This is a genomic window from Salmonella sp. FC25216 (assembly GCF_057751355.1).
The window spans coordinates 404,708-427,531 of record NZ_JBDGON010000003.1; the positions used below are offsets into that span (position 1 = coordinate 404,708).

General features: G+C 52.6%; 19 protein-coding genes, 1 tRNA gene and 1 pseudogene. 13 read left to right on the forward strand and 8 right to left on the reverse strand.

All coding sequences use genetic code 11. The annotated features are described in order from the left end of the window. Nucleotides 1-66 precede the first annotated feature (66 nt). Nucleotides 67-426 (reverse strand): bifunctional dihydroneopterin aldolase/7,8-dihydroneopterin epimerase, encoded by a 360-nt coding sequence (gene folB / locus AC3G3F_RS08180; RefSeq protein WP_023248585.1) that lies wholly within the window; start codon nucleotides 424-426, stop codon nucleotides 67-69. 106 nt (nucleotides 427-532) lie between these two features. Here folB and plsY point away from each other — a divergent pair, with 106 nt between their 5' ends. Further along, nucleotides 533-1,150, forward strand: a complete 618-nt coding sequence (gene plsY / locus AC3G3F_RS08185; RefSeq protein ID WP_001272785.1) for a glycerol-3-phosphate 1-O-acyltransferase PlsY — start codon at nucleotides 533-535, stop codon at nucleotides 1,148-1,150. A 52-nt stretch (nucleotides 1,151-1,202) separates the two neighbouring features. On the opposite strand, the gene ttdR is transcribed toward plsY, so the two are convergent. After that, nucleotides 1,203-2,144: an L-tartrate utilization transcriptional activator TtdR gene (gene ttdR / locus AC3G3F_RS08190; RefSeq protein WP_488394779.1), complete on the reverse strand. Its 942-nt coding sequence runs from the start codon at nucleotides 2,142-2,144 to the stop codon at nucleotides 1,203-1,205. A 209-nt stretch (nucleotides 2,145-2,353) separates the two neighbouring features. Here ttdR and ttdA point away from each other — a divergent pair, with 209 nt between their 5' ends. The 3 genes from ttdA to AC3G3F_RS08205 are packed head-to-tail and all read left to right on the forward strand — an operon-like array spanning nucleotide 2,354 to nucleotide 5,379. Continuing rightward, nucleotides 2,354-3,265 (forward strand): L(+)-tartrate dehydratase subunit alpha, encoded by a 912-nt coding sequence (ttdA, locus tag AC3G3F_RS08195; RefSeq protein WP_024149712.1) that lies wholly within the window; start codon nucleotides 2,354-2,356, stop codon nucleotides 3,263-3,265. Beyond that, nucleotides 3,262-3,867 (forward strand): L(+)-tartrate dehydratase subunit beta, encoded by a 606-nt coding sequence (gene ttdB, locus AC3G3F_RS08200; RefSeq protein WP_023248588.1) that lies wholly within the window; start codon nucleotides 3,262-3,264, stop codon nucleotides 3,865-3,867. Before ttdA ends, ttdB begins: the two co-directional genes overlap by 4 nt. 48 nt (nucleotides 3,868-3,915) lie before the next feature. After that, a complete protein-coding gene (locus AC3G3F_RS08205; protein ID WP_070803598.1) occupies nucleotides 3,916-5,379 on the forward strand; it encodes an anion permease in 1,464 nt (487 codons plus the stop codon). A gap of 40 nt (nucleotides 5,380-5,419) precedes the next feature. Here AC3G3F_RS08205 and tsaD read toward each other — a convergent pair whose 3' ends face one another. Continuing rightward, nucleotides 5,420-6,433: a tRNA (adenosine(37)-N6)-threonylcarbamoyltransferase complex transferase subunit TsaD gene (gene tsaD / locus AC3G3F_RS08210; protein WP_053508232.1), complete on the reverse strand. Its 1,014-nt coding sequence runs from the start codon at nucleotides 6,431-6,433 to the stop codon at nucleotides 5,420-5,422. A 227-nt stretch (nucleotides 6,434-6,660) separates the two neighbouring features. Here tsaD and rpsU point away from each other — a divergent pair, with 227 nt between their 5' ends. From rpsU to AC3G3F_RS08235, 5 genes and pseudogenes are all read left to right on the forward strand, one after another. Then, nucleotides 6,661-6,876 (forward strand): 30S ribosomal protein S21, encoded by a 216-nt coding sequence (gene rpsU, locus AC3G3F_RS08215; protein WP_001144069.1) that lies wholly within the window; start codon nucleotides 6,661-6,663, stop codon nucleotides 6,874-6,876. 235 nt (nucleotides 6,877-7,111) lie between these two features. After that, nucleotides 7,112-8,857 (forward strand): DNA primase, encoded by a 1,746-nt coding sequence (dnaG, locus tag AC3G3F_RS08220; protein WP_079836344.1) that lies wholly within the window; start codon nucleotides 7,112-7,114, stop codon nucleotides 8,855-8,857. A gap of 14 nt (nucleotides 8,858-8,871) precedes the next feature. Then, on the forward strand, nucleotides 8,872-10,854 hold the full coding sequence (gene rpoD / locus AC3G3F_RS08225; protein WP_071790791.1) for an RNA polymerase sigma factor RpoD: 1,983 nt from the start codon (nucleotides 8,872-8,874) through the stop codon (nucleotides 10,852-10,854). Between the two features lie 118 nt (nucleotides 10,855-10,972). After that, the gene (locus AC3G3F_RS08230; RefSeq protein ID WP_023248593.1) at nucleotides 10,973-11,095 is read left to right on the forward strand and encodes a transposase domain-containing protein; all 123 of its coding nucleotides are present in this window, start codon (nucleotides 10,973-10,975) and stop codon (nucleotides 11,093-11,095) included. 19 nt (nucleotides 11,096-11,114) lie between these two features. Next, nucleotides 11,115-11,257: pseudogene (locus AC3G3F_RS08235) on the forward strand (IS4 family transposase); the annotation flags it as partial. Nucleotides 11,258-11,370: 113 nt separating this feature from the next. Here AC3G3F_RS08235 and mug read toward each other — a convergent pair. After that, nucleotides 11,371-11,877 (reverse strand): G/U mismatch-specific DNA glycosylase, encoded by a 507-nt coding sequence (gene mug, locus AC3G3F_RS08240; protein WP_070801640.1) that lies wholly within the window; start codon nucleotides 11,875-11,877, stop codon nucleotides 11,371-11,373. A 125-nt stretch (nucleotides 11,878-12,002) separates the two neighbouring features. Here mug and AC3G3F_RS08245 point away from each other — a divergent pair. Continuing rightward, nucleotides 12,003-12,078 (forward strand) — tRNA-Ile (locus tag AC3G3F_RS08245). Nucleotides 12,079-12,408: 330 nt separating this feature from the next. Here AC3G3F_RS08245 and AC3G3F_RS08250 read toward each other — a convergent pair. Further along, a complete protein-coding gene (locus AC3G3F_RS08250; RefSeq protein ID WP_023246582.1) occupies nucleotides 12,409-13,176 on the reverse strand; it encodes a siderophore-interacting protein in 768 nt (255 codons plus the stop codon). A gap of 231 nt (nucleotides 13,177-13,407) precedes the next feature. Between AC3G3F_RS08250 and AC3G3F_RS08255 the strand changes: the two genes are divergently transcribed. After that, the gene (locus AC3G3F_RS08255; protein WP_088733696.1) at nucleotides 13,408-14,055 is read left to right on the forward strand and encodes a PadR family transcriptional regulator; all 648 of its coding nucleotides are present in this window, start codon (nucleotides 13,408-13,410) and stop codon (nucleotides 14,053-14,055) included. Here AC3G3F_RS08255 and AC3G3F_RS08260 read toward each other — a convergent pair. Next, entirely contained in the window at nucleotides 14,052-15,617 is a 1,566-nt protein-coding gene (locus tag AC3G3F_RS08260) for a methyl-accepting chemotaxis protein (RefSeq protein WP_023246584.1), read from the reverse strand. The genes AC3G3F_RS08255 and AC3G3F_RS08260 overlap by 4 nt on opposite strands. Nucleotides 15,618-16,020: 403 nt before the next feature. Then, nucleotides 16,021-17,541: a methyl-accepting chemotaxis protein gene (locus AC3G3F_RS08265; RefSeq protein ID WP_023246585.1), complete on the reverse strand. Its 1,521-nt coding sequence runs from the start codon at nucleotides 17,539-17,541 to the stop codon at nucleotides 16,021-16,023. Between the two features lie 429 nt (nucleotides 17,542-17,970). Here AC3G3F_RS08265 and ygjG point away from each other — a divergent pair, with 429 nt between their 5' ends. Both ygjG and AC3G3F_RS08275 read left to right on the forward strand, forming a co-directional pair. Then, entirely contained in the window at nucleotides 17,971-19,350 is a 1,380-nt protein-coding gene (gene ygjG / locus AC3G3F_RS08270) for a putrescine aminotransferase (protein WP_077918405.1), read from the forward strand. A gap of 170 nt (nucleotides 19,351-19,520) precedes the next feature. Continuing rightward, on the forward strand, nucleotides 19,521-21,539 hold the full coding sequence (locus AC3G3F_RS08275; RefSeq protein ID WP_053508241.1) for an oxidoreductase: 2,019 nt from the start codon (nucleotides 19,521-19,523) through the stop codon (nucleotides 21,537-21,539). Nucleotides 21,540-21,620: 81 nt separating this feature from the next. Here AC3G3F_RS08275 and rlmG read toward each other — a convergent pair whose 3' ends face one another. Further along, nucleotides 21,621-22,757, reverse strand: a complete 1,137-nt coding sequence (gene rlmG / locus AC3G3F_RS08280) for a 23S rRNA (guanine(1835)-N(2))-methyltransferase RlmG (RefSeq protein ID WP_023246589.1) — start codon at nucleotides 22,755-22,757, stop codon at nucleotides 21,621-21,623. Nucleotides 22,758-22,824 lie beyond the last annotated feature (67 nt).

Consider the following 22,824-nt stretch of genomic DNA (forward strand, 5'->3'; position numbering starts at 1 on the left):
AAAATGGATCTCGCATTAAGACCCATATATAACCGTTTGGTTTAAAAAATATAAAATTATTTATTTTTATTTCAGATTATTGCCACGCTCAATAATTACCCCCACGTTCGCCGCACGCGCGACGGCGCCTGGCTTGCTCAGCTTAATGCGCACCCACGGGGAGTTGAATCGGCTAAGCAGTAGATCCGCCACCTCTTCCGCTACGCGCTCGACCAGCGCAAAACGCCCGCCTTCAACATGGCTAATCACCGTATCGGCAATATCCGCGTAACTGAGACAATCTGCGACATCATCGCTTTTCGCCGACTTGCGGTTATCCCATGCCATTTCGATATCGAACACCAGTTTCTGTTCGATAGTCTGTTCCCAGTCGTAAACACCGATAGTGGTGATTACCGAAAGTTGCTCTATAAATACAATATCCATCACGACCTGCCTGCTTTTTAGCTAAGCCGGATACCACTTCCGGCGAAATGTGCGTATTATCCACAGAAATAGTAAATAAAACGACACTTTCAAAACGGAACAGCTTATGAGTGCAATCGCGCCTGGAATGATCCTCTTCGCGTACCTCTGCGGCTCAATTTCCAGTGCCATTCTGGTTTGCCGCATCGCTGGGCTGCCCGATCCGCGTGAAAGCGGCTCTGGCAACCCGGGCGCGACAAACGTATTACGAATCGGTGGCAAGGGAGCGGCTGTCGCGGTACTTATTTTTGACATCCTTAAAGGCATGTTGCCCGTCTGGGGCGCGTATGCGTTAGGCGTTACCCCTTTCTGGCTTGGGCTTATCGCCATCGCCGCCTGTCTGGGACATATCTGGCCGGTCTTTTTTGGCTTTAAAGGCGGAAAAGGCGTAGCAACCGCATTTGGTGCCATTGCGCCCATCGGCTGGGATTTAACCGGCGTCATGGCAGGCACCTGGCTGCTGACGGTCCTGTTAAGCGGTTATTCATCGTTAGGGGCGATTGTCAGCGCCTTGATTGCGCCGTTTTACGTCTGGTGGTTTAAACCGCAGTTTACCTTCCCGGTGTCGATGCTGTCATGCCTCATTTTGCTGCGCCATCATGACAACATCCAGCGTCTGTGGCGTCGCCAGGAGACGAAAATCTGGACGAAGCTGAAAAAGAAACGCCAGAAAGATTCGGAGTAGTTTTTTGCGCTATGCCGTGCCTACGCATCGCCGGATGGCGATGTAAAGTGTCTTATCCGGCCTGAAAGACCTGATATCCCTCATCGGGTTTGCCGAGCCGCTGCTGGCACCATGCGGCTAAAAACTCGACGCAGACCCGGAGTTTCACGCTGCGATAAAGCGGTTCCCGGTAGACCGCCCAGATATTAGCGCTTTGCGCATAGTCAGGTAATACGCGGACTAACTCCCCACTCTGTAAAAACGGCTGCACATCCCACTCAGAACGCAGCATGATGCCTTTGCCTTCCAGCGCCCACTGCAACACAATTTCACCGCTGTTGGAAGAAAGATGCCCTGTGACCTTTACCGACCTTTTTTCCTGACCGTTACCCAATTCCCATATACCGTGGGTCATATCCCGTTCTTTCGTCACCAGGCAGTCGTGACGGCTTAATTCCCGCAACGTTTCCGGCGCGGCATATTTTTGTAAATAAGCCGGCGCAGCACAGAGTATTCTTTTATTTTTCGTTAACAAATGGGCAATATAATAGTCAGGGATATCATCATTAATACGAATATCCAAATCGATATTATCCTGCACCAGATCAATTTGCCGATCGAAAAGTTCGAAATGTACCTGTAATTCCGGATAGCTGCGCATTAATTCGGTAATCGCCGGCGCAATATGGCTGCGGCCAAAGCCGAAGCTACAGCCAATACGGATCATCCCGGCAGGGCGCGTTTTTATTTGCGTCACCTCGTCCACCAGCCGCTGATATTGCGTGAGGATCGCCATCGCATGCTCATAACAACGCTGCCCGCTTTCCGTCAGCGCTACGCCTCTTGCCGAGCGGTTCAGTAGCGTACTGGCGAGAGTCGTCTCCAGAATCTGGATACGTTTAGTCACAAATGCCGGCGTCTGCCCTAACGCGGCGGCGGCGGCGCTAAAACTTCCGGCATGAACAATTTCAACCAGTACCTGTAAATCTTTGGCTAAGGGAAATGTATTAAGCATTGTCGGATTATCCGTGGTGTTGAGCGTTATAGTGTACTTCCAGCCGGCTTTTTAATTCCTGCCCTGGCGCAATTTTCGTCTCTTTTTTAGCTGTGATTCACGAACTGTTAATTACATATACACACCGCCAATAAATATAAAACCCTGCTTTTAGTGGTAGTTTATGCCGAAACATTTATTTCCAGATAAATAAAAGTCCTGGAGTTGACATAATGAGCAATGAAAATAAGCAAAAAGCGATAAATACGCTGACAGAAATTGTCGCTCAGTTTACCGCCATGATATCCACCCGGATGCCCGATGACGTGGTAGATAAATTAAAGCAGCTACGCGACGCTGAAACGTCATCGATGGGGAAAATCATCTACCACACGATGTTCGACAACATGCAAAAAGCGATCGATCTGAATCGACCGGCGTGTCAGGACACCGGTGAAATCATGTTCTTCGTGAAGGTCGGTTCCCGTTTCCCGTTGCTGGGCGAGCTGCAAGACATTCTGAAGCAGGCGGTGGAAGATGCCACCGTCAAAGCACCGTTGCGCCATAACGCGGTAGAAATTTTCGACGAAGTAAACACCGGCAAAAATACCGGTAGCGGCGTACCGTGGGTCACCTGGGACATTATTCCGGACGGCGACGACGCGGAAATCGAAGTCTACATGGCGGGCGGCGGCTGCACATTGCCGGGGCGCTCCAAAGTGCTGATGCCCTCTGAAGGCTACGAAGGCGTGGTGAAATTCGTTTTTGAAAATATCTCTACACTGGCGGTTAACGCCTGCCCGCCGGTGCTGGTCGGCGTCGGGATCGCGACTTCCGTTGAAACTGCCGCCGTGCTGTCACGTAAAGCGATATTACGTCCGATCGGCACTCGCCATCCTAATCCGAAGGCGGCTGAGCTGGAGCTGCGTCTGGAAGAGGGACTCAACCGTCTGGGGATCGGCCCACAAGGGTTGACCGGCAATAGCTCGGTGATGGGCGTACATATCGAATCCGCTGCGCGTCACCCTTCCACCATTGGCGTGGCGGTCTCCACCGGCTGCTGGGCGCACCGTCGCGGTACGCTGCTGGTCCACTCTGACCTCTCCTTCGAAAACCTGTCCCACACCCGGAGCGCGTTATGAAAAAGATCCTGACAACCCCGATCAAAGCTGAAGATCTGGAAGATATTCATGTTGGCGATGTGATCTACCTGACCGGCACGCTGGTCACCTGCCGTGACGTCTGCCACCGCCGTCTGATCGAACTTAAGCGCCCTATTCCTTACGACCTCAACGGCAAAGCGATTTTCCACGCCGGGCCGATCGTGCGTAAGAACGGTGAAAAATGGGAAATGATCTCCGTCGGCCCAACCACCAGTATGCGTATGGAAACCTTTGAAAAAGAGTTTATTGAACAGACCGGCGTGAAGCTGGTGGTGGGAAAAGGCGGCATGGGACCGCTCACTGAAGAAGGTTGCCAAAAATTCAAAGCGTTACACGTGATCTTCCCGGCAGGCTGCGCGGTACTGGCGGCCACCCAGGTTGAGGAGATTGAAGAGGTGCACTGGACAGAACTGGGGATGCCGGAATCCCTGTGGGTCTGTCGTGTGAAAGAGTTCGGGCCGCTGATTGTCTCTATCGATACCCACGGCAATAACCTGATCGCCGAAAACAAAAAACAGTTCGCCGAACGTCGCGGCCCGATCGTCGATGAGATTTGCGAGCACGTCCACTACATCAAATAACCTTTCCGGGGAGGCGTTTCGCCTCTCCTCTTTCGCAGGGATACAATAATGGCACCTTTAACTGCCTGGTGGCGATATCTGGCGCCGCTGCTGGTCATCGCGATTATTGCGGTTCTGCCCGTTCCCACCGGTCTTGAAAGCCATACCTGGCGCTATTTCGCGGTCTTTGCCGGCGTGATTGTGGGATTAATTCTGGAACCAGTACCCGGCGCGGTGGTGGCGATGATAGGGATTTCGATCATCGCCATCCTTTCGCCGTGGCTGCTGTTCAGCCCGGAGCAACTCGCGCAGGACGGGTTTAAATTTACCGCTAAAGCGCTATCATGGGCGGTATCAGGCTTTTCAAACTCGGTTATCTGGCTGATTTTCGCGGCTTTTATGTTTGGCACGGGCTATGAGAAAACCGGTCTCGGTCGGCGTATTGCGCTAATCCTGGTAAAAAAAATGGGGCACCGCACACTGTTTCTCGGCTACGCGGTAATGCTGTCCGAACTTATTCTCGCCCCGGTGACGCCATCCAACTCCGCGCGCGGCGCAGGCATTGTCTACCCGATTATTCGCAATCTGCCGCCGCTCTATCATTCCCAGCCTAACGACGCCAGCTCCCGTTCCATCGGTTCCTATATTATGTGGATGGGGATCACCGCCGACTGCGTCACCAGCGCCGTTTTCCTGACCGCCATGGCGCCTAACCTACTGCTGATGGGACTGATGAAAAGCGCATCGCATGCGGCATTAGGCTGGGGCGACTGGTTCTTAGGGATGCTGCCGCTCAGTATCCTGCTGGTACTTCTGGTGCCGTGGCTGGCCTACGTGTTCTACCCGCCGGTGCTGAAATCGGGCGATCAGGTGCCACGCTGGGCCGAGACGGAACTGAAAACGATGGGCCCGCTTTGCTCACGCGAAAAAAGAATGCTGGCGCTGATGGTGGGTGCGCTGGCGCTGTGGATTTTTGGCGGCGACTATATTGATGCCGCGATGGTGGGTTACAGCGTGGTAGCGCTGATGCTGGTATTACGCATTATCTCCTGGGACGATATTGTCAGCAATAAAGCGGCGTGGAACGTCTTCTTTTGGCTGGCGTCGCTGATTGCCCTCGCCACCGGACTTAACAACACTGGCTTTATCGCCTGGTTTGGCAAGCTGCTGGCGAACGGCCTCAGCGGCTACTCGCCGACGATGGTGATGGTCGCGCTTATCGTAGCCTTTTATCTACTGCGCTACTTTTTTGCCAGCGCCACCGCCTATACCTCGGCGCTGGCGCCAATGATGATTGCCGCCGCGCTGGCGATGCCGGAAATCCCGTTACCGGTATTCTGCCTGATGGTCGGCGCAGCCATTGGTCTGGGCAGTATTCTTACCCCCTATGCGACCGGCCCCAGCCCGATTTACTACGGCAGCGGCTACTTACCTACGGTGGATTACTGGCGATTAGGCGCGATCTTCGGCCTGATCTTCCTGGTGCTACTGATCGTCACCGGGCTGTTGTGGATGCCCGTCGTTTTGCTGTAAACCCATTGGGACGGCGTGATGTCGCCCCCTTTTTCCGCTTTTACGCCGCTGGTAGATCCGCCAGCGGCCAGCGCGGACGTACCGTTACGCCAAGATCCGCCGTAACGCCCGCCTTAAACCGCACCATCCCGGCATAGGCGATCATCGCCCCGTTGTCGGTACAAAACTCCGGACGCGCATAGAACACGTCGCCGCGGCGTTTTTGCATCAACTCCGCCAACTTCGCGCGCAAGGTACGGTTAGCGCTGACGCCGCCCGCCATGACCAGACGCTTAAAGCCGGTGCTTTCCAGCGCGCGCTTGCACTTGATCATCAGCGTATCCACGACCGCATCTTCAAAAGCGCGCGCAATATCAGCGCGAGTTTGTTCGTCATCGCCATTACTACGAATGGTGTTAGCGGCAAAGGTTTTCAGACCGGAAAAACTAAAATCCAGCCCCGGGCGATCGGTCATTGGGCGCGGAAAGACAAAACGCCCTGCCGTCCCCTGCGACGCCATTTTCGACAGCAGCGGGCCGCCAGGATAATCCAGCCCCAACAATTTGGCGGTTTTATCAAACGCTTCACCGGCGGCATCGTCAATCGACTCCCCCAGCAGTTCGTACTGACCGATTCCGGTCACGCTAATGAGCTGCGTATGCCCGCCGGAGACCAGCAGCGCCACAAACGGGAATTCCGGGGGATTATCTTCCAGCATCGGCGCCAGCAGATGACCTTCCATATGGTGTACAGGAATGGCTGGCACATTCCAGGCAAATGCCAGCGAACGTCCAACCGTGGCACCCACCAGCAGCGCGCCGACCAGGCCCGGGCCTGCGGTATAGGCCACCGCGTCAATGTCGCTCGCCGTCAGACCGGCTTCTTTTAATGCCGCCTGAATCAGCGGCACGGTTTTACGCACATGATCGCGGGAAGCCAGCTCAGGCACTACACCGCCGTAGTCAGCATGTAATTTCACCTGACTATACAATTGGTTAGCTAACAGACCTTTTTCGTCGTCGTAAATGGCGATGCCGGTTTCATCGCAGGATGTCTCAATACCCAGTACACGCATGACTTGTTTTACCTCGCTCTAATACCGCGCAGTGTAGGTCGAATGCGGGTGGATGTATACCCTCAGTCCCGACTTCGTGTATACTCCCTCCCCTTATAAAAGTCCCTTTCAAAAAAGGCAGCGGTGCTTTACAAAGCAGCAGCAATTGCAGTAAAATTCCGCACCATTTTGAAATAAGCTGGCGTTGATGCCAGCGGCAAACCGAATTAATCAAAGGTGAGAGGCACATGCCGGTAATTAAAGTACGTGAAAACGAGCCGTTCGACGTAGCTCTGCGTCGCTTCAAGCGTTCCTGTGAAAAAGCAGGTGTTCTGGCGGAAGTTCGTCGTCGTGAGTTCTATGAAAAACCGACGACTGAACGTAAGCGCGCTAAAGCTTCTGCAGTGAAACGTCACGCGAAGAAACTGGCTCGCGAAAACGCACGCCGTACTCGTCTGTACTAATCTTTTGAGAGCGGGCTGCTCTCAATTCAGATCGAGTTGTAGTTGTAAGGCCGTGCTTCCGAAAGGAATGCGCGGCTTGTTTTCGTTTATGCATTAGCATATACACAAAATCATTCATGCTGCGTCCAGGCGGCAAGAGAGTAAATCCCCGGCGCTTACGCAAGTCAGCGACAGGGGTGAGCGAACGCAGCCAACACTGCGGCAGCCTGAAGGATGACGTGTATAAAAGGGGCATATGGCTGGACGAATCCCACGCGTATTTATTAATGACCTGCTGGCGAGAACCGACATCGTCGATCTGATCGACGTGCGCGTAAAACTCAAGAAACAGGGCAAGAACTATCACGCGTGTTGTCCATTCCATAATGAGAAAACCCCTTCTTTCACCGTAAACGGTGAAAAACAGTTTTATCACTGCTTTGGATGCGGCGCGCATGGCAATGCGATCGACTTTCTGATGAATTACGACAAGCTCGAATTTGTCGAAACCGTCGAAGAATTAGCGGCCATGCATAACCTGGAAATCCCCTATGAAGCAGGCACCGGGCTTAGCCAGATAGAGCGCCATCAACGGCAAAACCTCTATCAGTTGATGAATGGGCTGAATGACTTTTATCAGCAGTCGCTTACCCATCCTGCGGCAAAACCTGCGCGTAACTATCTGCAAAAGCGCGGTCTGAGCGCTGAAATTATTCAGCGTTTCGCCATTGGTTTCGCGCCGCCAGGTTGGGATAACGCATTAAAGCGCTTCGGTAATAACAGCGATAACAAAGCATTGTTGCTGGATGCCGGAATGCTGGTCAATAACGAGCAGGGCAGCACTTACGATCGTTTCCGTAATCGGGTCATGTTCCCTATTCGGGATAAACGCGGCAGGGTGATTGGTTTTGGCGGTCGAGTTCTGGGGAACGACACGCCGAAATACCTTAACTCTCCGGAAACCGACATTTTCCATAAAGGCCGCCAGCTATATGGCCTTTATGAGGCTCAGCAATATAGTGCTGAACCGCAACGCTTGCTTGTGGTCGAAGGTTATATGGATGTCGTCGCACTAGCGCAATATGACATTAACTATGCGGTCGCCTCGCTGGGTACCTCAACCACGGCAGACCATATGCATATGTTATTCCGGGCGACGAACAACGTGATTTGCTGTTACGACGGCGACCGGGCAGGCCGTGATGCCGCGTGGAGAGCCCTGGAAACAGCAATGCCCTATATGACCGACGGTCGGCAGGTACGCTTTATGTTTTTACCTGACGGCGAAGACCCGGATACGCTGGTGCGTAAAGAAGGCAAGGCGGCTTTCGAAGCGCGGATGGAGCAGGCGCAGCCGCTCTCTACGTTTCTGTTTAATAGCCTCCTGCCGCAGGTGGATTTAAGCTCGCCGGATGGCAGCACGCAGTTAGCCGCGCTGGCGCTGCCGCTCATTAATCAGGTGCCTGGCGACGCGCACCGTATTCAGTTGCGCCAGACGCTGGGGCTGAAGTTAGGCATTTTCGATGATAGTCAGCTTGATCGTTTAGTGCCAAAACAGGCGGAAAGCGGCGTTTCCCGCCCGGCTCCGCAGCTAAAACGCACGACCATGCGTATACTGATAGGATTACTGGTGCAGAATCCGGATCTCGCGCCGTTAGTGCCGCCCTTAGACGCGCTGGATCAGAATAAGCTGCCGGGACTTGGCTTATTTAAAGAATTGGTCAAAACTTGTTTGGCTCAGCCAGGTCTTACTACCGGACAACTTCTGGAACTCTACCGTGGCACAAATGATGCTGCGACCCTTGAAAAATTATCGATGTGGGACGATATAGCAGATAAGGCGATTGCCGAAAAGACCTTTACCGACTCACTCAACCATATGTTTGATTCGCTGCTGCAACTGCGACAAGAAGAGCTGATCGCTCGCGATCGCACTCACGGTTTAAGCAGCGAAGAACGCCGAGAGCTCTGGACGTTAAACCAGGAGCTGGCCAGAAAATGAATTTAACGGCTTAAATGCCGCATATCGATCGGGAAGCCCCCGACAGCCGCAGTGAGAGGCAGCGGCCAAAATATAAGTATGCCCTCGCTTTAAATGTCGACAGTTATACCGTCGACACCAATCAAACGAATAAGTGTGGATACCGTCTTATGGAGCAAAACCCGCAGTCACAGCTGAAACTTCTTGTCACCCGTGGTAAGGAGCAAGGCTATCTGACCTATGCCGAGGTCAATGACCATCTGCCGGAAGATATCGTCGATTCAGATCAAATTGAAGATATCATCCAAATGATCAACGACATGGGTATTCAGGTGATGGAAGAAGCGCCTGATGCCGATGATCTGCTGCTGGCTGAAAATACCACCAGCACCGATGAAGATGCGGAAGAAGCTGCTGCACAAGTTCTGTCCAGTGTTGAGTCTGAAATCGGTCGTACGACTGACCCGGTACGCATGTATATGCGTGAAATGGGCACTGTTGAACTGTTGACCCGGGAAGGCGAAATCGACATCGCTAAGCGTATCGAAGACGGGATCAACCAGGTTCAATGCTCCGTTGCCGAATACCCGGAAGCCATTACCTATCTGCTGGAACAGTACGATCGCGTTGAGGCTGAAGAGGCCCGTCTGTCCGATCTTATCACCGGCTTTGTCGATCCGAACGCGGAAGAAGATATGGCGCCGACCGCAACTCACGTCGGCTCTGAGCTCTCCCAGGAAGACCTGGATGATGACGAAGACGAAGATGAAGAAGACGGCGACGATGATGCCGCCGATGACGACAACAGCATTGACCCTGAACTGGCACGCGAAAAATTCGCAGAGCTACGCGCGCAATACGTCGTCACGCGCGACACCATCAAAGCGAAAGGCCGCAGTCATGCCGCCGCGCAGGAAGAGATTCTGAAGCTGTCTGAAGTGTTCAAACAGTTCCGTCTGGTACCGAAGCAATTCGACTACCTGGTCAACAGTATGCGCGTGATGATGGATCGCGTTCGTACGCAGGAACGTCTGATCATGAAGCTCTGCGTCGAGCAGTGCAAAATGCCGAAGAAAAACTTTATCACGTTGTTCACCGGCAACGAAACCAGCGAAACCTGGTTCAACGCCGCCATCGCGATGAACAAACCGTGGTCGGAAAAACTGCACGATGTCGCGGAAGAAGTGCAACGCTGTCTGCAAAAACTGCGGCAGATTGAAGAAGAGACCGGCCTGACCATCGAACAGGTGAAGGACATCAACCGTCGCATGTCCATCGGGGAAGCGAAAGCCCGTCGTGCGAAGAAAGAGATGGTTGAAGCGAACTTGCGTCTGGTTATCTCTATCGCCAAGAAATATACCAACCGCGGTCTGCAATTCCTCGATCTGATTCAGGAAGGCAACATCGGTCTGATGAAAGCAGTCGATAAATTTGAATACCGCCGCGGCTACAAGTTCTCCACCTACGCTACCTGGTGGATTCGTCAGGCGATCACCCGCTCTATCGCAGATCAGGCGCGCACTATCCGCATTCCGGTGCATATGATTGAGACCATCAACAAACTCAACCGTATTTCCCGGCAGATGCTGCAAGAGATGGGCCGCGAGCCAACGCCGGAAGAGCTGGCTGAACGGATGCTGATGCCGGAAGATAAAATTCGTAAGGTGCTGAAAATCGCCAAAGAGCCGATCTCCATGGAAACGCCGATCGGCGACGATGAAGATTCGCATCTGGGGGACTTCATCGAGGATACCACCCTTGAGCTGCCGCTGGACTCTGCCACCACCGAGAGCCTGCGTGCCGCCACCCACGATGTGCTGGCTGGCCTGACCGCCCGTGAAGCGAAAGTGCTGCGTATGCGTTTCGGTATTGATATGAACACCGACCATACGCTGGAAGAAGTGGGTAAACAGTTTGATGTTACTCGCGAGCGTATCCGTCAGATCGAAGCAAAAGCGCTGCGTAAGCTGCGCCATCCGAGCCGTTCTGAAGTGCTGCGCAGCTTCCTCGACGATTAATTCGCCGTACACGTATAAACACCACCGCGAGGTGTAATGCCGATCAGTTAAGGATCGGTTTACCGATCCAGTGGCTATGTAAGAATCCGGAGATGCTCACCCGTTTCCGGATTTTTTTATGCACATTGGACAGGCTTTTGATCTGGTATCACGTTACGACTCCCTGCGCAAACGTCGCCTGTCGCTGGAAATGATGGTCTGGTGCATTGTCGGTATGGCGCTTCCCCCCTTCATCAGATAGTAAATCGTCTGGACAGCCATCGTCGGGCCGCATCCCGGAACTGATGCCTGACCTGGAAAGCTGAAGTTACCGACAAGAAGGGAAAGAGCCTTCCCGAGGGTGGTAAAAGAGAGGCCCTGGAAATACCCCACAGCCCCGAAAAAGGACCAGTCAGTTGCTTAACTGGCTGGCATTACACCGCGAGCTGGCGTTTTTTATCAGGTCACGCGCAAGCGCCCTATTTGGCCTACAAAATTTTTACAAAGTGCGAGTATTCGCGTCCTCATTCAACATTGTTATAGCCCACGCATAATGAGCGCCTGATCCAGCTCACGATAAGCTTCGACCAGTTTTTCCGTTTTAATACGGTTTAAACCGCTGGGATTCGGCAATACCCACACCATCGTCGCGCCAATGGCGATATTTTGTTTACCCCAGGCGATACCGCGCTGGCTGAATCCCTGTTCAAAAGCCTGTTTACCAAGCACCGCCAGCGCCGCAGGCTGGTAATCCTCTATCTTTTCAATCAGGCTTCGCCCGCCGCTACGTAACTCATGCAACTTCACTTCTGTCGCCTGAACAGTCGGTCGGTCGACTAATTTCGTTACCCCGCAGCGAAAATCCAGTAATTTTTCCGCCTCCTCCGGTTTCAACTGTCGATCGGTATAACCAGCCAAATGAATAACCTTCCAGAAACGATTCGCAGGATGAGCAAACGGGAAGCCGGTATTCGCCGAGGAGAGCCCCGGATTGATGCCGCAAAAAACCACCCGTAGCCCTGGCGCCAGTATGTCCTTAACCATTATCACTCCTGAGCAATACAATGTTCTTTAAGTATAACGGTTTGAAAATACATTGTTTATAAAAACAGCACCCGCACGGTTATGGCTGGATTGCTGCGTAAAGTTACATTATAATCCACCGCCACGGCCCCTTAGCTCAGTGGTTAGAGCAGGCGACTCATAATCGCTTGGTCGCTGGTTCAAGTCCAGCAGGGGCCACCAAATTTTAGCTTTAAAATCATATAAAAAAGCCACTCGAAAGAGTGGCTTTTTTATTTCTCAATCTCAAAGTGACGATAAAATGGCGGTAAATACTCTATTGCCATATGATTGGCTTAGCCTTCTGACAAATAGTTCTCTCATCCCCGCATCCGCTTTTGTTGCTATTTGTCTTTTCATTCTCAGAGAGTTGCTAGACGGATGTCGAAAAGCTAAGGCCAGGAAACATGAGATTCGAGCGTTAAAGCAAATTTTCGCGCGCGAATGCCAACTTGCCTGGTTCATGCTACGTCCATCTGCGGGATGAGAGACCGGGGGTTAACGCCTCTACAGTTACTTACGATGCCAATAGGCTGCCGCACGTACCAGGTGTGGATCAAACCCAATTTCAAAGCGCTGACTTAAACGTTTCACCGTCTTGCCTTCGCCAGTAATCCAGATGAAATAGTCTGATTCTGGTATTATCAGCTGCGACAGGCGCGTTTGTATTGCCTGTTCATCGCCGCCAACAACATACTCCACAGTCATGTCCGCCAAATGGGCGAGATAATCGCGATATGCCGCATCCTGAATGCTCACCAGCGCGGTTACTGCGGGACGTGCAGGCAGACGGCTAAGCGATTCCAGACGACGACGCAGCGCGGGCATACCGGACTCATCGCAGACATAAACCTGACAGCCATAGTCTTCCGGCACCACCAGCGACCCGCGCGGCCCGCCAATCGTCAGTATATCGCCTTCACGCGCTTCCATTGCCCAACGGCTGGCTACGCCGCCATCGTGGATAAAGAAATCCAGCGCCAGCTCGCGACGTGCCTCATCATACAGCGGCGTGTAATCCCTGGAGGTTGGACGAACACCCTCCCCCCAGATAATGCCTTCCTCAGTGACTGTCGGGGGCGTAAAGTGGCTGCCTGGCTCAGGAAAAAAGACTTTCGTGTGATCGTCAAAGCCCTGGGATGTGAAACCCTCCAGCGCCTCGCCGCCAAGTACGATCCGCTGAAATCCTGCGCTAATACGTTCTACCCGCAGAACGGTCAGCTCGCGAAAACGCAGTTCATTACGAACACGCTGTGGATAGCGTACAGATGATGTCGTCATTTTTTGCCTTCGTAAAATAATACGATATATCTAAATTAAAGTTTTAAATGATAATGATTGTTAATCATGAAAAATGCAACAGTTTTTTGATAGTGTTCTTGCTGCGCTTCGTTACTTACCACTTAAAAAATAAATCGTTATAAATTAATAAATTATAATAAAAAAAATCTTAGCCTTGCTAAAAGCCAACACTTAGATATAAATTAGATATATCTAAACAAGCAGGAGGCAATGATGCAAAATCAACATGAAGGGTGCTGCAAAAACCGGGAGCATAAGCACGATGGCTGCTGTAAAGATCGGGAACATCAGCATGAAGGCTGCCATAGCGCGCATCAGCATGAGAACGCCAGTTGCGGCGGCGAACACCGTCACGGACACGGCTGCGGCCGTCATGAACGGGGCGGCGGCCGGCGTCAGAGATTTTTTGGCCACGGCGAACTTCGGCTGGTCATCCTTGATATCCTGACCCGGGACGCCAGCCACGGCTATGAACTGATTAAAGCGATAGAAAACCTGACGGGGGGCGGCTATACGCCAAGCGCCGGCGTGATCTACCCTACGCTGGATTTTTTACAGGACCAGCAATTTATCACTATTAGCGACGAAGAAGGCGGGCGGAAGAAAATCGCGATTACCGCGAAGGGCGAGCAATGGCTTGATGAAAATCGCGAACATCTGACGCATATTCAGACGCGGCTAAAAGCCCGTTGCGTCGGCATGGAGTTACGTAAAAATCCGCAGATGAAGCGGGCGCTGGATAACTTCAAGGCCGTGCTGGATCTGCGGATAAACCACAGCGATATCAACGACGCGCAAATCAAACGCATTATCGGCGTGATTGATCGCGCGGCGCTGGAGATCGCCGAACTGGATTAAGCAGGCTGCGCGTCCTCTTCCCGGACGCGGAACACGTTAACCAGCTCTTTTAAATGTAACGCCTGTTCGTTCAGCGACGCCGCGGCGGCAACAGACTCCTCCACAAGGCAGGAGTTTTGTTGCGTGGCGGCGTCAATCAGGCCAATCGCGCTGTTAATCTGCGAAATACCGTCAGTTTGCTCGCGGCTGGCCTGCCCAATCTCACGTAATATCACATCCATCTCTTCGACGTTGTCCACCATGCCATTAATCAGGGCGCTGGCTTTCTCCACCAGTTGCATACCTTCCTGGGTCTGACTGGTTGAATCTTCAATCAAATTACGGATTTCACTGGCCGACGAGGCGCTCTTTTGCGCCAACTGGCGAACCTCCCCCGCGACAACGGCAAAACCGCGCCCATGTTCGCCCGCGCGCGCCGCTTCAACCGCCGCGTTCAGTGCCAGAATATTGGTCTGAAAGGCAATGGAATCAATGATATTGATGATATCCGACATACGATTTGCCGTATCGTTAATGACGCGCATTTTCTGCGTCACTTGATTCATCATCTCACCGTTGTTTTTCACCACGCTGGCGGCGCCGGCAGAGAGTTTGGTCGCTTCACTGGTATGATCAGCCGTATTTTTAACCGTGGCGGTAATCTGTTCCATCGACGCCGCCGTTTCTTCAACTGAGCTGGCCTGCTCTTCCGTACGCGCCGCCAAATCCTGGTTACCGGCGACAATTTGCGCCGCCGCCGTGGAGATACTTTCCGAACCGTTTTGCACTTCCTGTACGATATCCAACAGACGCGTTTTCATCGCCATCAACGCTTGCAGTAGCACGCCCGTTTCATCTTTATAGTCGGTGGTGATATGGCGAGTCAGATCGCCATCGGCAATCGCCTCGGCAAAGCGTACCGCTTCATCAAGCGGTCGGGTAATGGAACGTACGATATACCATCCCATTACGCATCCGGCGGCGATGCTTATCAGCGCCAGGGTAATTAACAGCGTCCTGTTAGTTTTAAAATCTCCTTCGACCTGCACGCCCGCGTTGTGCATCTGCGCATCCTGAACGGCGATAAGCTCCTGAACTTTATCCTTATAGACCTTTTGCACCTGCACCGTTCTGGTCATCATCTCCTGAATGGCCGCCTGACGATTATGGCTTTGAATATCTTGCAAAATACGGAATCGGGACTCCAGGTATTGCTGGCGCGCTTCACGGATCTCGGTAATGATTTTCTGCGAAGCCGCATCGTGACGATTGCTGGAAAGCTCATCCAGTAGCGCCGTAATACGCTGGCTTATCTCATCCAGCTCTTTCTGCGAACTCTGGCTCCAGCGCCCCTCCTCATCCAGTAGCATGAGCTGCTGCGCGATGATGAAATCATTAAAATTATCGATTAACAGATTGGCTTTCACCGTGGTGGGATAATCATTGGTAATAATGTTCTGCATACCTGTATTAGCCCGATCAAGGCTAAACAAAGACAGAGCGGAACTCACTACCATGAGTACAATGAATAAACCAAAGGCAATAAATAATTTCGAACGTATTTTAATGTTATGCAAAAACATATTTTCTCCCTGGGATTGCATATCCTCATACAGGAAGGTTTATCGGCAAAAATGTTACTAACTTTATGATATTGATCGTTTTTTATTTCGGAACATTATTAGTAAATAAATTTTATCGATTACAGAAAAATGAGCCAATAGTGATATGAATTGACACTCATAATGAAAGAAATATGCTAAAAGGTTAACCATTTCTAATTAATTAACCAAGCTGGCACCTCTAAATAGGTAGACAGAAGAGAAAAAATAACAGTTATATTAAAATTTATTTACATGATTTTTAACGGTATATGTGACTGGTACTCTCTATGACGGCAGAAACCTTCCTCTATCAGAGCGCATCCGCCCGGTAGGCCTGTTGCTGCCGGGCGGACGTCAGTACGGCTGTCACCTGCAAATAAACTTAATGCAGCACCGTGACCGCATCCTCCAGCCGGCTGGCACGGTGTTTTACCATTGCCGACACTTGTGCGCTCTCTTCCACCAGCTCCGCATTTTTCTGGGTTATGCGGTTCAACTCATCCACTGCGCGGGTCAGGCTGGAGAGTCCATCTGTCTGTTCCAGCGTCGACTGACTGATGCGGGCAATAAGCTGGGTGACATTTTGCACCTGGGCTACAATGTCATCCATAGTACGACCTGCGGCGTGAACCTGCCCGGAGCCTGACTGCACCTTTGTTGCGCTGGCATCAATTAATTTACGAATATCGTTCGCCGCGTTAGCGCTGCGGCTGGCAAGATGGCGCACCTCGCCAGCAACCACTGCAAACCCTTTCCCCTGCTCGCCCGCTCTCGCCGCTTCTACCGCGGCATTCAGCGCCAGGATGTTCGTCTGAAAAGCGATATCGTTAATTAGCGTGGTGATCGTCCCGATACGTTGCGTACTGTTAGCGATATCATCCATCGTTTTAATGACTGTAGCCATCGCCTCGCCTCCCTGAGTCGCCGCGCTACTGGCCGCCATGGAAAGCTTATCCGCAGCGGAAGCCGTCTCGGAATTGAGCTTCACAGACTCCGCCATCTGGTTCATGGTCGTTACCGTTTCCTGAACATTCTCCACGGTCTGACGGGTGTGCTTATTCAGATCATCGTTACCCTTCGCCAGCCTTTCACTGCCGTTTCTGACGCTGGAGACCTGACTTGACACATCATTAATCAGCCAGCGGCACATCAAGCCAAGCTGCCCCACTGCCCTCAGCGTCAGCCCCAGCTCATCGCTACGATTAAGATGTTGTACGCTGTTGCGTTCACCGGTCGCCACTTTCAGCGCCTGCGTCGCCACATTTTCAATGGGACGCACAATTTGCCATTCAAACAGCGCCGTACCTGCCAGTATTGCCAACTCGCCTATCAGCAACGCCTGCCATGACGCATCCGTATAGAACATCGCCAACGCCAGCATCACTGCCATTAGCCCCATAATGCTACGTACTCGCCAGCGAACAGGCATAGCGGGCAGTTTGCCCAGCAAGCCCTGACGAACCACCAGTCCTTTATGAATACGTTTATTACACCGTCCTTCATTCAGCGCCTGATATAAAGGCTCGACGGCGGCAATCTCCTCATCCGTGGCGCGGGTACGAATCGACATATATCCCGTCATACGCCCTTCACGTATCATCGGTACCGCATTGGCCCGTACCCAATAATGGTCGCCGTTTTTACGTCGGTTTTTCACAATGCCGCTCCACGGTTCTCCCTGTTTTAGGGTGTACCACATATCTGCGAAGGCAGCTTTTGGCATATCCGGATGGCGCACCAGATTATGTGGCTGCGCCAGCAACTCGTTTAACTGATAGCCGCTCACCTGGACAAAGGTGTCATTGGCGTGAGTGATATAGCTTTCCAGGTCGGTCGTAGACATCAAAGTGGTATCATCATCCAGCGGAGTATTTCGCTGGCTGACGTAGGGATGAGAAGACATGATAGCGTCCTGTGCAGGTTATCTGTATGTTAATTTTTCTCTCAAATGTTATTTCGGCGCTAATCTATTTATCTTTAGTTGTTAAAATTGACCTGGATCGCAATTTGCAATTAATCCTTAATATTTGTACGATTTTTACGTCATCCTGCGCATTATTTTCATTATGAAATTGTTTAGCGTGGGCAATCTTTTTCTTTAAAATCTGTCCTGGCTCACCTTTTTTTAACGCCGCCGCTAACGCAACAAAGCGTAAACCGTAAAACAAGATCTGCACAAAATGCATCCAATTGTTAATTAATGATATTAAATGTTGTTGAAAAGTGATTATTCCTGGTGTTTATCCTGATTTTCACTATGGACTTTGGCGCGCGCTAATCCCTGCAATACTTAATTCAGTATCATGTGATACACGGCCCTCTGGAGCTCATTTTGAACAGGTTACCTTCCAGCGCATCGGCTTTGGCCTGTAGCGCGCACGCACTGAATCTCATTGAGAAGCGAACGCTAAACCATGAGGAAATGAAAGCACTAAATCGAGAGGTCATTGACTACTTTAAAGAGCATGTAAATCCTGGATTTCTGGAATACCGGAAATCTGTTACCGCCGGCGGGGATTACGGAGCCGTAGAGTGGCAAGCGGGCAGTTTAAATACGCTTGTCAACACCCAGGGGCAGGAGTTTATCGACTGTCTTGGGGGGTTTGGTATCTTTAACGTGGGGCACCGTAATCCTGTTGTGGTATCCGCCGTCCAGAATCAACTCGCAAAACAACCCCTCCACAGCCAGGAGTTACTTGACCCCTTGCGGGCGATGCTGGCAAAAACGCTGGCGGCGCTGACCCCGGGGAAACTCAAGTACAGCTTTTTCTGCAACAGCGGCACCGAATCCGTCGAAGCGGCGTTAAAACTGGCAAAAGCGTATCAGTCGCCGCGCGGCAGGTTTACCTTCATCGCCACCAGCGGCGCATTCCACGGCAAATCCCTGGGCGCGCTCTCCGCCACGGCCAAATCCGCCTTCCGCAGACCCTTTATGCCTTTATTGCCGGGCTTCCGCCATGTGCCGTTTGGCAATATCGACGCTATGCGCATGGCATTTAGCGAAGGCAAAAAAACAGGTGACGAGATAGCAGCCGTGATTCTGGAGCCTATTCAGGGTGAAGGCGGCGTGATCCTGCCGCCGCAGGGATACCTGACAGAAGTACGTAAACTCTGCGATGAATTCGGCGCGCTGATGATTCTGGATGAAGTACAAACCGGCATGGGGCGTACCGGCAAGATGTTTGCCTGCGAGCACGAAAATGTGCAGCCTGATATTCTGTGTCTGGCGAAAGCCCTGGGCGGCGGCGTGATGCCGATTGGTGCTACCATCGCTACTGAAGAAGTGTTTTCGGTTCTGTTTGACAACCCTTTCCTGCATACCACCACCTTTGGCGGTAATCCGCTGGCTTGTGCTGCCGCGCTGGCGACCATTAACGTCCTGCTGGAGCAAAGCCTCCCGGCCCAGGCGGAACAAAAAGGCGATACGCTCCTGGATGGTTTTCGACAACTTGCGCGTGAGTATCCCAATCTGGTGCATGATGCGCGCGGCAAAGGCATGTTGATGGCCATTGAATTTGTCGATAACGAAACGGGCTACCGTTTTGCCAGTGAGATGTTCCGTCAACGCGTGCTGGTCGCCGGTACGCTGAATAATGCGAAAACAATTCGTATCGAACCACCGCTCACGCTAACTATTGAACTGTGCGAACAGGTATTGAAATCAGCGCGTAATGCGCTGGCGGCGATGCAGGTGAGCGTTGAAGAGGTTTAAAACCGATGCCGGATAACACTGTGCTTATCCGGCCTGTTTTCCCCGGGTTGCAGCCTCTTTTTTGAATCCCATCACAATCACCACATTCCCCTTTTCCCTTTTACCTCGTGACGGCTACAGTAGTAACTCATCCGACCACATAACAATAATTTTACATACTGGATATGCTTATGAGCTACCCATCGCTGTTCGCCCCGCTCGATCTGGGCTTTACTACTCTCAGAAACCGCGTGCTGATGGGATCGATGCACACGGGTCTGGAAGAACATCCTGATGGCGCAGAGCGCCTGGCGGCATTTTATGCCGAGCGCGCGCGACACGGCGTAGCGTTAATCGTCACCGGCGGTATTGCGCCCGTCCCCTCCGGGGTAGTCATGACCGGCGGCGCGATGCTGAACGATGGCAGTCAATTAGCGCATCATCGCGTAGTGACCGATGCCGTACATGCGGAAGGTGGTAAAATCGCACTACAAATTTTACATACCGGGCGTTACAGCTATCAGCCACACCTGGTCGCGCCGTCGGCAATTCAGGCGCCAATCAACCGCTTTACGCCGCATGAACTGACGCATGATGAAATATTGCAGTTAATCGACGACTTCGCGCATTGCGCGCAACTGGCGCGGGAAGCGGGCTACGACGGCGTAGAGGTGATGGGATCAGAGGGCTATCTGATTAATGAATTTCTCACGCGGCGGACTAACCATCGCGATGACGAATGGGGCGGTGAGTATGCCAACCGTATGCGCTTCGCGGTTGAGGTAGTACGCGCGGTACGCCAGCGAGTAGGGAACGACTTTATTATTATCTATCGCCTGTCGATGCTCGATCTGGTGGAAAATGGCGGCACGTTCGACGAAACGGTACAACTGGCGCAAGCCATTGAAGCCGCAGGCGCAACCCTTATTAATACCGGCATCGGCTGGCATGAGGCGCGAATTCCGACCATCGCCACGCCAGTACCGCGCGGCGCTTTTAGCTGGGTGACGCGTAAACTCAAAGGTCATGTGTCGGTTCCGCTGATCGCGACCAATCGCATTAACGATCCGCAGGTCGCCGAGGCGATTCTGGCGCGCGGTGACGCCGATATGGTGTCGATGGCGCGTCCCTTCCTTGCCGATGCCGAATTCCTGGCTAAAGCGCAATCCGGACGCGCAGATGAGATAAACACCTGTATCGGCTGTAATCAGGCCTGTCTGGATCGGATCTTCATCGGCAAAGTGACCTCCTGTCTGGTTAACCCGCGCGCCTGTCACGAAACCCAAATGCCGATAACGCCGGTCATACGCAAAAAGAACCTGGCCGTTGTCGGCGCAGGCCCGGCGGGGCTGGCTTTCGCGATTAACGCCGCGTCGCGCGGTCATCATGTCACGCTATTTGACGCCCATAGTGAAATTGGCGGTCAGTTTACTATCGCCAGGCAGATCCCCGGTAAAGAGGAGTTTTACGAAACGCTGCGCTACTACCGTCGAATGATCGATGTTACTGGCGTTACGCTGAAACTGAACCAACGGGTGAACGCAGAAGATCTTCAGCCGTTTGACGAAGCGATCCTCGCCTGCGGAATAGTACCGCGTCGCCCGCCGATAGACGGTATCGATCATCCGAAGACATTGACCTACCTGGAGGTATTGCGCGATAAAGCGCCGGTTGGTAAGCGAGTGGCGATCATCGGCTGCGGCGGGATCGGTTTTGACACGGCCATGTATCTGAGCCAGCACGGCGAATCCACCAGCCAAAATATTGCTGAATTTTGTACTGAATGGGGAATTGATACCAGCCTGCTACAGGCCGGCGGTCTGCGCCCGGAAGGCCCGCGCCTGACACGTAGTCCACGGCAAATCGTCATGCTGCAACGCAAAGCCGGTAAACCCGGAGAAGGATTAGGCAAAACGACCGGCTGGCTCCATCGCGCGACGTTACTGGCGCGCGGCGTGAAAATGATCCCGGCGGTCAGTTACCAGAAGATCGACGACGACGGATTACATCTCTTGATCGGCGGCGAACCGCAGTTGCTGGAAGTGGATCATGTGGTGATCTGCGCCGGACAGGAACCCCGCCGCGAGCTGGCGGAACCGTTACGCGCCGCAGGTAAAACGGTACATCTTATTGGCGGATGCGATGTAGCGATGGAGCTGGATGCCCGGCGGGCGATTGCCCAGGGCACCCGACTGGCGCTGGAGATTTAACGACTTTTGCCCGATGGCGCTTACGCTTACCGGGCCTACGCCGTCATACCGGTTGTAGACCGGATAAGACGCTTGAGCGCCTTATCGACGGCGTCCCTGCTTCACCGCTTTCAGAATGACAAATTTATTGTTGGTTGCTATCGTCGCGCAATTACCGAAAATCTTCTTCAACTTGTGGAAATAGTCCAGATGGCGGTTCGCCACAATATACAGTTCGCCGTTGATTTTCAGGCAGCGGCGGGCATGATGGAACATCTCCCAGGCGATATTATCGGTCAGCGCATGTTTCTGGTGGAACGGCGGGTTACAGAAAACGGCGTTAAAACGGAACGGCTCCACGCCGGAGAGCGCGTTGTTGATCATAAATTCGCAGCGTTCGAACGCTTCCGGCAGGTTCGTTTCTACATTCAAACGGCTGGAATCTACCGCCATCGGCGATTCATCGACAAATACCACGTTCGCCTGCGGATTTTTCGCCAGTAAGCTCAGGCCAATCACCCCGTTGCCGCAGCCGAGATCGACAATCTCCCCGTCGAGGTTTTCCGGCAGATGCTGCATAAAGAAGCGTGCGCCGATATCCAATCCGGTACGAGAAAATACATTCGCGTGGTTGTGAATCGTCCAGCCAGTATCTTCCAGTTTCCAGCTTAGCGTTTGCGGCGCAGCGGCCAGTTGCGGATTGCTGAAGGTACAGTTAATCAGACGCGCTTTCTTCCACGCCAGCGTCGTTGTGGTTGGACCCAGCACTTTTTCAAACAGTTCCAGCGTAGAGGTATGAATATCACGCGCTTTCGCGCCAGCGATAATACGCGTGTGCGCCGTAACCACCTTACGCAAAGCGCGTAACTGCTGTTCCAGCAACGCCAGTGTTTTCGGTACCTTAATCAATACAACGCCTGGCGCCTGCGGGTAGTCAGCGGTACTATCGAGAAACGTTACGCTGGACTCCGCGATGCCGTTATGGCGTAAATTCTCTCGCGTACCCAGTTCGCTTAAATACGAATCGCCAATACTGTATGGCGAATGCTCCGCCAGCGCGCAGCTTAGCGCGCCAAACGTATCATTCAGGATCAGCACCGGGCCGCGAATTTCCGTCTCATCCAGTTGTTGCAGCAGATATTCATCGGCCGCCTCCCACGCCAGAAGCGGGTTAACATCATCCGTTTGCGGAAAACGTTTCAGCGTCAGTGAACGGAAACCGTCGTCTACGTGGCTCATTGGGCCTCCTGAATGGTAAAATTGCGGCGTTATCCCTGAAAAGGGTGCGTGAGTATACACTTTTTAT